The 10,041-nt window shown below is 62.2% G+C and carries 8 protein-coding genes; 4 read left to right on the top strand and 4 right to left on the bottom strand.

Annotated elements, in window-relative coordinates:
* The 3 genes from BLT09_RS32350 to BLT09_RS32340 all read right to left on the bottom strand — a co-directional run.
* Positions 1 to 566 (bottom strand): corrinoid protein (locus BLT09_RS32350; RefSeq protein ID WP_091600529.1); only part of this gene is annotated, 566 nt, incomplete at its 3' end.
* Positions 567 to 662: 96 nt separating this feature from the next.
* Positions 663 to 2,312 (bottom strand): ABC transporter substrate-binding protein, encoded by a 1,650-nt coding sequence (locus BLT09_RS32345; RefSeq protein ID WP_091600528.1) that lies wholly within the window; start codon positions 2,310 to 2,312, stop codon positions 663 to 665.
* Between the two features lie 42 nt (positions 2,313 to 2,354).
* Positions 2,355 to 3,905, bottom strand: a complete 1,551-nt coding sequence (locus BLT09_RS32340; protein WP_091600527.1) for a trimethylamine methyltransferase family protein — start codon at positions 3,903 to 3,905, stop codon at positions 2,355 to 2,357.
* A 92-nt stretch (positions 3,906 to 3,997) separates the two neighbouring features.
* Between BLT09_RS32340 and BLT09_RS32335 the strand changes: the two genes are divergently transcribed.
* Positions 3,998 to 4,900: a LysR substrate-binding domain-containing protein gene (locus tag BLT09_RS32335; protein ID WP_091600526.1), complete on the top strand. Its 903-nt coding sequence runs from the start codon at positions 3,998 to 4,000 to the stop codon at positions 4,898 to 4,900.
* A 15-nt stretch (positions 4,901 to 4,915) separates the two neighbouring features.
* Here the strand turns inward: BLT09_RS32335 and BLT09_RS32330 are convergent, their stop codons facing one another.
* A complete protein-coding gene (locus BLT09_RS32330) occupies positions 4,916 to 5,908 on the bottom strand; it encodes a zinc-dependent alcohol dehydrogenase family protein (RefSeq protein ID WP_091600525.1) in 993 nt (330 codons plus the stop codon).
* 104 nt (positions 5,909 to 6,012) lie between these two features.
* On the opposite strand from BLT09_RS32330, the gene BLT09_RS32325 reads away from it, so the two are divergent.
* The 3 genes from BLT09_RS32325 (at position 6,013) to BLT09_RS32310 (ending at position 10,002) form a co-directional block, all read left to right on the top strand.
* Positions 6,013 to 6,915, top strand: coding sequence for a LysR family transcriptional regulator (locus tag BLT09_RS32325; protein ID WP_091600524.1), 903 nt, complete (start codon positions 6,013 to 6,015; stop codon positions 6,913 to 6,915).
* 590 nt (positions 6,916 to 7,505) lie between these two features.
* Positions 7,506 to 9,365 carry a DNA mismatch repair endonuclease MutL gene (gene mutL / locus BLT09_RS32315; protein WP_091600522.1) on the top strand — a complete coding sequence of 620 codons (1,860 nt, stop codon included), beginning with the start codon at positions 7,506 to 7,508 and terminating at the stop codon, positions 9,363 to 9,365.
* A 103-nt stretch (positions 9,366 to 9,468) separates the two neighbouring features.
* Positions 9,469 to 10,002 (top strand): P-loop NTPase family protein, encoded by a 534-nt coding sequence (locus BLT09_RS32310; protein ID WP_091600521.1) that lies wholly within the window; start codon positions 9,469 to 9,471, stop codon positions 10,000 to 10,002.
* Positions 10,003 to 10,041 lie beyond the last annotated feature (39 nt).

Here is a 10,041-nt window from a genome sequence, read left to right as displayed (position 1 = left end):
ACCAGCACGACGTAGTCGTCGCGGATGCCCTTTTCCTTCATCGTGTCGATGACGACCTTCATGTAGGGCATGGTCGTCGTCAGCAGCGCCGACATGCCGATGATGTCAGGCTGGTGCTGTTCGATGGCGTCGAGATATTTTTCCACCGCATTGTTGATGCCGAGGTCGATGACGTCGAAGCCGGCGCCCTCCATCATCATGCCGACAAGGTTCTTGCCGATGTCGTGGATGTCGCCCTTGACGGTGCCGATCACCATCTTGCCCTGCTTCGGCGCGCCGGTGGCGACAAGCAGCGGACGCAGGATGAACATGCCCGCCTTCATCGCGTTGGCCGACAACAGCACTTCCGGCACGAACAGGATGCCGTCGCGAAAATCCTCGCCGACGATGCGCATGCCTTCGACCAGCGCCTCGGTCAGCACCTTGTAAGGCGCCCAGCCGCGCTCGAGAAGGATGTTGGTGCCTTCCTCGATCTCTTCCTTCAGCCCGTCATAAAGGTCGTCGTGCATCTGCTGCACGAGTTCGTCGTCGGAAAGCTCGGAAAGGATGATCTCGTCGTCGGACATGTTTGACGCACTCACTGATTTCAATGGCTTGCGGTCCGCCGGCACCTGTTTTCTGCAACGGGTGCCGGCGGGTCATTGCCAGCCTTGGGAGCTAACTCAGGCGTCCAGCCAGACGTTCTGGAGATCCATCTCGAAAGTCTGGTGGACCGCGTAGTTCTTCACCTTCTTGTTCATGTGGCTGTACAGCTTCTGCCAGAACGGCTGAATGATGACGCCCGAATCCTGCAGGATCTGCTCGACGTCCTTCATGACCTCGCGGCGCTTCTCCACGTCGATGAGTGAGAGGGCCTGCTTGAGCTTGGCGTCGAAATCAGGATTCGAATACGCCGTTTCATTCCAGGCCTCGCCGGTGCGATAGCCGAGCGCCAACACCTGAACGCCGAGTGGGCGCATGTACCAGATGGTCATGGAATAGGGGTATTTCGTCCAGTCGTTCCAGAAGGTCGACCCCGGCAGCACCGTGCGCTTCACCTTGATCCCGGCATCGCGCAGCTGGCCGGCAATCGCGTCGCCGGTGTTCTTTTGCCAATCGTCCTCGACGGTGATCAGTTCATGCTCGAAATCGGCCTGTCCGGCCTCGGCCATCAGCTTCTTGGCGCCGGCCGCATCGCGTGTCTTCTTGGGCAGCGGAAAATATTCCGGATGGATCGGGCTGACGTGGTGGTTTTCACCTGGGGTGCCGCGCCCGGCGTAGCCAAGATCGAGCACCGCATTGTTGTCGACGGCCATTTGCAGGGCGTTGCGTACCCGCTGGTCATCATAAGGCTTGTGCGTGATGTTGGTGCGGGCAACGAGCGTGGTTGCTGTCGCGACCTCCGATTTCACCAGATCCATCTGGTCGAGGATGTCGATGAAGTCGGCGGGCGTCTCGAAATTGACGTCGATTTCCTCGGATTCGAATGCATTCACCGAGGCGTTGAAGTCGGTGCCGTAGTCGATGAATTCGACGCTGTCGAGCGGCGCTTCACCGCCCCACCATTTGCCATTCTCGCGACGCTTGACGACCGCGTTCTGGCCGACCGAATAAGACACAAGCTCGAAAGGCCCTGTGCCGATCGGCTTGGCGAGCGGATCGGCGCCATCGGCATCGAATTTGCGGTGGACGACGAGCGCTGGATAGTCGGTGAAGTTCGGGATCAGCGAGATATCAGGTTCGTTCAGCGTCAGCTTGACCGTGTTGTCGTCGACCTTGGTGATCGCCCCGTCCCTGGCCTTGCCGGTTTTGACGTCGATCAGCGCACCGACGCGCGCGGCCATCGAATTGCCGGCGGCATCCTTCTCGCACCAGCGCGTCAGATTGTAGACCACGTCGTCGGCGTTGAAGGCGTCGCCATTGTTCCAGGTGACGCCCTTGCGCAGATGCAGCACGTATTCGGTGGCGTCGTCGTTGACGTCCCAGCTCTCGAGCAGGACCGGCTCGAAAGTGAATTCGCGGGTGTAGCGGACAAGCGGCTCGAGCCAGCAGCGCGAAATGTTCGCAAGCTCCACCCAGTCGTAAGTACGCGGATCCTTCTGCGCCTTCACCGACATAGATACGCGCAGCGTTCCGCCTTTCCTGGGCTCTTCGGCCAAAGCCCGTCCCGGCACCGCAAGACCGATCATAGCGTAGGCAAGGGCAGTCGATGCCCCGAACGCGCTTGCCAGCGCCAGAAACTCGCGCCGGTCCATCCGGCCCGAGCGGGCTTCTTCAGCCATCGCCTCGATAACGCTGGGGACACGATCACCGTTGTTTCTGAAGAGTGCCATTATTTCCTCCCTTATGGTTGCCTTTGGGTCTTCGCCCGTGGATTAACTAACGCTGTCCGGCAGCTTCTCCTCGCGCAGCGCGATCAAATCCTTGAGACCATCGGCGATGCCGTCATCGAGCTTCGGCTCCTCATAATCGGCGAGCATGTTGCGCGCTTTCTCGCGGCCGCGCGTGTCGTGGTCCTTTGCCCCTTCAGCCTTCCACTGTTCGTAGGAATTGAAGTCCATGATGCTGGGCATGAAGAAGGCGGACTGGAAATGCTCGAGCGTGTGCTGGGTGCCGAGAAAATGGCCCTGCGGCCCGACCTCGCGGATCGCCGCCATCGCTTCCTTGAAATCGTCGAACGGCAGGCCGCCGGCATATTTGTACCAGCCGACAAGCTGTTCGCAGTCGGTCGCGAATTTTGAATAGCCGCAGGTCAGGCCGGCCTCGAGCCATCCGGCGGAGTGCCAAATGTAGTTGGCGCCGGCAAGGATAGCGGCATGCATCAGCATGTTCGCCTCGTAGCCCGCCTGGGCGTCGTTCAGTTTCGACCCGACATGGAAGCCCGACGTGCGCCAGGGCAGCCGGTATTTCCGCGCCAGTGCTCCCATCAGATACATCATCTGGGCGGCCTCGGGCGTGCCACCCATCGGCGCGCCGGTCTTCATGTCGACCGTGACCATGAACTGTCCGTAGATCTGCGGCGAACCGGGACGCAGCAGCTGCGTGAAGGCGACGCCCGCCAGCGCTTCGGCATTGACCTGCGCGACCGCTCCCACCGCCGAGGCCGAAGTCGAGGCGCCGCACAGCGCGAACGGCGCCAGGATCAACGGCTGGTTGTGACGCGCATAGACCTTCATCGCGTCCAGCATGGTGGCGTCCCATACCAGCGGCGAGTTGCAATTGGTGATCGCGACCAACACCGGGTTGTCACGGACAAAATCCTCGCCGAACACGATGCCCGCCATCGCCATCGTGTCTTCGGCGCGTTCCCTGGATGTCACGATGCCCATGAACGGCTTGTCGGAATGCTTCAGCGCCGAATGGATGATGTGGAGGTGACGCTTCGGCACCGCAATTTCCATCGGCTCGCAGATGATCGAGCTCGACGAATGCAGCGCCGGCGCCATGTAAGCGAGCTTATGAAAATTCTGAAGGTCGGCGAGCGTGCCATAGCGCCTGACGTTGTCGAGGTCGCGTACGTAAGGCGCGCCATACATCGGCACGAAGATGGAATTCTTGCCGCCGACGCGGACCGAGCGCTCGGGGTTGCGCGCATTGAGCGTGAACTCCGGCGGGACTTTCGAGACCAGCTCCATCAAGAGCGCGCGGTCAATGCGGACGCGCGTCTCGGAGACATCGGCTCCGGCGGCCTGCCACAGGGCTATGGCCTCGTCGTCGCGGAACTCGCAGCCAACCTCTTCGAGGATCGACAGCGACTCCTGGTGGATCAGCTCGACAGCCTCGTCCGGGACCATTTGGTATGCGGGTATGTTGCGAACCAGCGTCGGAAACGACGCCATCGGAGTTCCCCGCAGCGCCTTGCGGCCCAGGCGGCCGCCACCTCGGCGGTTGGCGTGTTCGGTGACTTCGGCGGCCGGTGCGTTCATGGCAACTCTATCCTCCCAATGACGACCAGCCTAGCGAGAGGAAATATCGCTGTGACGCTGGAAAATCCTGATCACTTGTATAAGCTCAGCTTATGCGAAGCTTGCGCCATCTGCTGCCCTCGGCCGGCAGCCTGATCGTTTTCGAGGCCGCCGGCCGGCTGTCGAGCTTTACCGCCGCCGGGCGGGAGCTCGGCATGACGCAGGCTGCCGTGTCCTATGCGATCCGCGGGCTTGAAGAGCAGCTCGGCGCGAAACTCTTCCAGCGCCGCCATCGTCAGGTCAGCCTTACCGAAGCCGGCGAGCGTTTCCACGCCGACGTCTCGCTCGGCCTGTCGCACATCCGCAAGTCGGCGGAGGATCTGCGCCTACAGGCGACCGGCGGCCATGTGACGCTCGCTGCCTCGACCGCCTTCGCCTCGTTCTGGATGATGCCGCGCCTGCAGCAGTTCCGCGACGAATTGCCGGGCATCGACCTGCGCATCCAGACCGCCGACCGCGATCTCGACATCATCGCCGAAGACATTCCCCTCGGCGTTCGTGGCGGCGAACCCCAGGGATGGCCGGACTATCATTCGCTGCCGCTCGCCGATGAGGAAATATTCCCGGTTGCCGGCGCAAGCTATGTGGCGCGGTTCGGACTGCCGGAGAGCGTCGAGGATCTGCCATCGCACCGGCTCATCCATCTCGAAGAGCCATTTCGCGAAGCCGCGAGCTGGGACGAGTGGTTCGCCTCGGCCGGGGTCAACATCACCGATGCCGGGCGCGGCTTGCGCATCAACGATTATGCGCTGGTGATCCAGGCGGTCATGGAAGGGCAAGGCATTGCGCTCGGCTGGGGTCACCTCGCCGAGCGCCTGCTGGCGTCGGGTCTGCTGGTGCGAGCGACCGGCCACACGATGACGACCGGCAAGGGCTTTCATGTCATCTGGTCGAGAACCCGCGACCTCAGTGACAATGCCCGCAAGGTCCGGGACTGGCTGGCGGCGCAGGCGTGAGGCTCCCATTAATGCTCAATCAACCGTCACGACGATCTTGCCGAATTGCTCGTTCGACTCGAGAAAGCGATGCGCTTCGACGATCTGCTCGAATGAAAAGGTTTTGGCGATTACCGGCTTTAGCGAACCCGACATCAATCCGTCGAGGATGAACGCCTTGGCAGCTTCCAACTTCACCGGATCGCCAGTGATCTCGTGGACGAGATAGCCGCGCAGCGTCAGCGTCTTGGCCAGCACATCGAACAGCGGGAACGGCGTCGGCTCGGGGCTCAAGCCGCCATATTCGATGAGAATGCCACCCCGTGCCATCGCCGCCGTCAGAGGTTCGAAAATCGGGCCGCCGACTGCGTCGAAAACCACTCGGATGTTGTCCGGACTGGCGATTTCCTTCAGCCGGGCTTCCAGATCTGCGTCCGCTGAAGCGACGACATGGGCCGCCCCGAACTTGAGCAGGGCCTCTCTCTTGGCAGATGTCCGCGTCACCGCGATCGCGGTCGCACCAACGATGTTGGCAATCTGGATCGCGGCAAGTCCGACACTGCTCGATGCCGCGGTAATGACGACGAAGTCGTCTCTGCTGAGCTTGGCAATGTCGATCAGTGCGCCATAGGCGGTGAGATATTGCATCCAGACGGCTGCCGCCTCTTCCCAGGTAAGCGATGGCGGGTGCTTGGCCACGAGATGGGCGGGATATGTGGCAATCTCACCATAGGCGGGCCAGCGGGCCATCGATAATGGCGGCACGACGCTGACGGCGTCACCTGGCGCAAAACCGTGCACGGCTTCGCCGACCGCTTCGACGACACCCGCTGCCTCAAGGCCAAGACCGGACGGCAACGGCGGCGTCTGGATATAAGTGCCCGAACGCAGCAGCGCCTCGGCCCGGTTGAGACCCAATGCCTTGACCCGGATCTGAATCTCGCCCCGACCGAGCGCGGGAATATCGAGATCCTCGATGCGCAGAACCTCGGGACCACCATGCTCATGAAAGCGAACAACACGTGCCATGCGGCCATAACTCCAAAATATTTGAACCGAATACGCTATGCCACCGGCCATCCGGCAGATAAATGATTGCTTTGGCAACACAGTAGAAACTGGGAGTTTCGAATATGGATCGCCTTACGAGCATGGCCGTGTTCGTCAAAACCGTCGATCTTGGCTCGTTCGCGGCGACTGCTGCCGCTCTCGATCTGTCCGGACCGATGGTCGGCAAGCATGTCCGGTTTCTCGAGGAGCGTCTGGGCGTGCGCCTCATCAACCGGACCACACGCCGCCAGAGCCTGACCGACTTCGGGCGCGCCTACTATGAGCGCTGCCGGATGCTGCTCGCTGAAGCCGAAGCTGCGGATGCACTGGCGGCCGATCAACTTTCCGAACCACGCGGAAAGCTGCGCGTCATCATGCCCGTACACTTCGGCCGGCGCTGCGTTGCCCCGATCCTGCTGGAGCTTGCGCAGCGATATCCCGCTCTGGAACTCGACCTGTCTTTCAGCGATCCCATCGCCGATCTTGCAGAGGATGGCTGCGATCTTGCCATCCGGACCGGCAATCTGGAGGACCAGGCCGGCGTGATGGCGCGTCGCGTCGCGCGCCAGCGCATGGTCGTCTGCGCGTCGCCATCCTATCTCGAGATGCACGGGCAGCCACGGCGGGTAGAGGATCTCGGCAGCCACCAAACCATCATCTACCGCCGTTCGGGCCGTGTCGTTCAACCGTGGCTGTTTCCGCGTGATGGCCAGCGTGCGCTGGAGGTCATGCCGGTCAGCCGGCTGCGGCTCGACGACCTCGCTGCGATCGCCGATGCCGCGGCCGCCAGCATGGGGCTCGCCTGGCTGCCATACTGGCTGGTGCGTGAGCGCATTCAGGCCGGCGCACTTGTCGTGCTGTTGCCGGAACAGCCGGGATTTCTTTACGACGCCTATGCGCTCTGGCTGCAGACGCCTCACTTGCCGCTGAAGGTCCGCCTTGCCGTCGACGCGCTGGCAGCAGCGCTGCCCAGGCTGATGACTTGAAATGCACGAGCGGTCGGCTGCGTGGATTTCCTTGAGAACAACCCGACGATAGAAGATCTATATGGTCAGATTTCGTATATACAGGAGATAAATCATAAAAACCGTTAGCGATATCGAAATAACCGTCCAGATTGTGAACCACGCTATTTTGGCAATTCTACCCTTTCGACGCTGTATCCACCGACCGAATTTTGTCATTAAGTAATCCAGGATTTCGTCCAAATGTCGCCTCCAACGGCAATTTGATTTTGGCCTTCACCCGACCATTTCCACTAAGTCAATTGGGGAGCAAGCCCATTCACTTCAACAATACTCCTATCTCTACATCGTGGCGGGACAGCACCCCCCTCTGGCCTGCCGGCCATCTCCCCCGCAAGGGGGGAGATCGGATGTCGCCTCGGCCTTCGCCAATCTCCAACGGTTGAAGGCTGGCGGAACGCGTGAACTGCCAATCTCCCCCCTTGCGGGGGAGATGGCCGGCAGGCCAGAGGGGGGTGGGACGGAGCGCAGCGGTTATAGTTTGGCTGCCCTTGCTAGAGGTCAATGCATTTCAGCCTCCCACCGCCCACGAATCCGCCTATAGTGCCCCCATGCCCATTCGCCAGCTTTCCGAAACGATGATCAACCAGATCGCCGCCGGCGAAGTCATCGAGCGTCCGGCAAGCGTGGTCAAGGAACTGGTCGAGAACGCACTCGATGCCGGCGCTGCCAGAATAGAGATCGTCACCGCCGGCGGTGGGCTGAACCTGATCCGCGTCACCGACGACGGCTCGGGTATCCCGGAAAAGGAACTGCCGCTGGCGATCGCACGCCATTGCACCTCGAAGCTCACTGAGGACATTCACGACATCCGCTCGCTCGGCTTTCGCGGCGAAGCGCTGCCGTCGATCGGCTCGGTGGCGCGGCTGTCGATCCGCTCGCGCACCGCCAACGGCGACAGCGCCGCCGAGATCGGCATCGAGGGCGGGCGCGTGTCCGCCGTCAAGCCGGCGGCCGCCAATCGCGGCACCACGGTCGAGGTGCGCGACCTGTTCTTCGCCACGCCGGCGCGGCTCAAATTCATGAAGGGCGAGCGCGCCGAAAGCTCGGCGACCAGCGACGTGATCAAGCGTATCGCGATCGCTTTCCCGGCCGTGCGCTTCACGCTGGCCGGTTCCGACCGCACGACGCTGGAACTGCCGGCGACCGACGACAGCCCGGAAGGCCGGCTGCGCCGCGTCGCGCAAGTGATGGGCGCCGACTTTCCGGCCAACGCGATCGCCATCGACGCCATGCGCGACGGTGTGCATCTTGCCGGCCACGTGTCGATCCCGTCGTTCAGCCGCGCCAACGCGCTGCAGCAATATGCCTATGTCAACGGCCGGCCGGTGCGCGACAAGCTGATTGCCGGCGCCATCCGCGGCGCCTTCGCCGACGTGCTGCCGCGCGACCGCCATGCGGTGACGGTGCTGTTCCTGACGCTCGATCCGGCCATCGTCGACGTTAATGTCCACCCGGCCAAGGCCGACGTCCGCTTCCGCGATCCGGGGCTGGTGCGCGGGCTGATCGTCGGCGCCATTCGCGAGGCGCTGGCCAATGCCGGCATCCGTGCCGCTACATCAGGGGCGGCCGGCATGATGGCGGCATTCCGGCCAGGCGCAGCATCCTATGCGCATCCAGGACCGGACAACGGCCATCGCAGCTACGAAGCGGCCTACCGGGCCTCCGGCTTCGCCGGTTTCAATCCGGCCCGCTCGCCGCAACGGCCGCTGGATGCAGGATCTGCAAATGGCGGCTTCGGCGAAAACGATCAGGCGGCGTTCGATGCCGGTTCGCTTCACAGCGCCGACGCGCGCGCCGGACAAGACGAAGCGGCGGAGACGCGACTCGGCATGGCGCTGGGTGCCGCACGCGCGCAGGTGCACGAGAACTATATCGTCGCGCAGACCAGGGATTCGCTTGTTATTGTCGACCAGCATGCGGCGCATGAGCGGCTGGTCTACGAGGCACTGAAGAACGCATTGCATGCGCGCGCCGTGCCGTCGCAGATGCTGCTTTTGCCCGAGATCGTCGATCTGCCGGAAGAGGATGCAGAGCGGCTCGCCTTGCATTCCGAAACACTGGCCCGCTTCGGCCTCGCCGTCGAACGCTTCGGCCCGGGTGCGGTCGCGGTGCGCGAGACGCCGTCGATGCTCGGCGAAACCAATGTCCAGCAGCTGGTGCGCGACCTTGCCGACGAGATCGCCGACAACGACACCGTCGACACGCTGAAAGAGCGGCTGGACAGGATAGCCGCGACCATGGCCTGCCACGGCTCGGTGCGTTCCGGCCGCCTGCTCAAGCCGGAAGAGATGAACGCACTGCTGCGCCAGATGGAGGCGACGCCCGGGTCCGGCACCTGCAACCACGGCCGCCCGACCTATATCGAGCTCAGGCTCGCCGACATTGAGAGATTGTTTGGGCGGCGGTGAAGAGCTACTGGTTTGGCGGGATCTATGCCCCTCACCGGCCGCTTCGTGGCAACCTCTCCCCCGTTTCACCGGGCGAGGAACCAAAGCTGTCTGAGGTCGCGCTGTGCAACGGATCGTAATTCTCGGAAATGCCGGAAGCGGCAAATCAACTCTTGCACGGGAAATGGGCGAAAGGCTGAAATTGCCGGTCGTGCATTTGGACAAGCTGTTCTGGGGGCCAGGCTGGAGCAAACCGCAAAACGAGGTTTTCCGCGCACGCGTCAACGAGGCCATCTCTGGTGACGACTGGGTGTGCGAGGGAAACTATTATCGGCAGACTTTCGATTTAAGGCTTCCCCGAGCTGACCTCATTGTCTGGCTGGACACCCCTCGCACAACCTGTTTGAGCCGGATCGTATTGCGTAGCGCATTGAACCGGCCTCGGCCTGATCTCCCGGTAGGATGCAGCGAGAGGCTGGACAAAGAATTTTTGTCGTTTCTGCGCTACGTCTGGAATTTCGATCGCAACAGTCGACCGCACATCGAGGCGGAGCGGTTGGCCAGGGGACCGCTCGTGCCGATGATGAGACTGCGTGGCAGCCGTCAGATATCAGGCTTCGTAAGCTCGCTTGCTCGCGAACCAACGCCCAGGCGCTGACCAAACGGTCATTTCGATTCAGGAAAATCTTACAACTAT

It is taken from the genome of Mesorhizobium muleiense, from assembly GCF_900099905.1.
GTDB lineage: Bacteria > Pseudomonadota > Alphaproteobacteria > Rhizobiales > Rhizobiaceae > Mesorhizobium > Mesorhizobium muleiense.
The sequence above is the reverse complement of the archived record's forward strand: the minus strand, read 5'-3'. Positions and strand labels throughout refer to the sequence as shown.

Coding starts and splice junctions, on each gene's coding strand:
- BLT09_RS32345 (WP_091600528.1), bottom strand. CDS start 2,312: ATGGCACTCTTCAGAAACAACGGTGATCGTGTCCCCAGCGTTATCGAG.
- BLT09_RS32325 (WP_091600524.1), top strand. CDS start 6,013: ATGGATCGCCTTACGAGCATGGCCGTGTTCGTCAAAACCGTCGATCTT.
- mutL (WP_091600522.1), top strand. CDS start 7,506: ATGCCCATTCGCCAGCTTTCCGAAACGATGATCAACCAGATCGCCGCC.
- BLT09_RS32335 (WP_091600526.1), top strand. CDS start 3,998: ATGCGAAGCTTGCGCCATCTGCTGCCCTCGGCCGGCAGCCTGATCGTT.
- BLT09_RS32330 (WP_091600525.1), bottom strand. CDS start 5,908: ATGGCACGTGTTGTTCGCTTTCATGAGCATGGTGGTCCCGAGGTTCTG.
- BLT09_RS32340 (WP_091600527.1), bottom strand. CDS start 3,905: ATGAACGCACCGGCCGCCGAAGTCACCGAACACGCCAACCGCCGAGGT.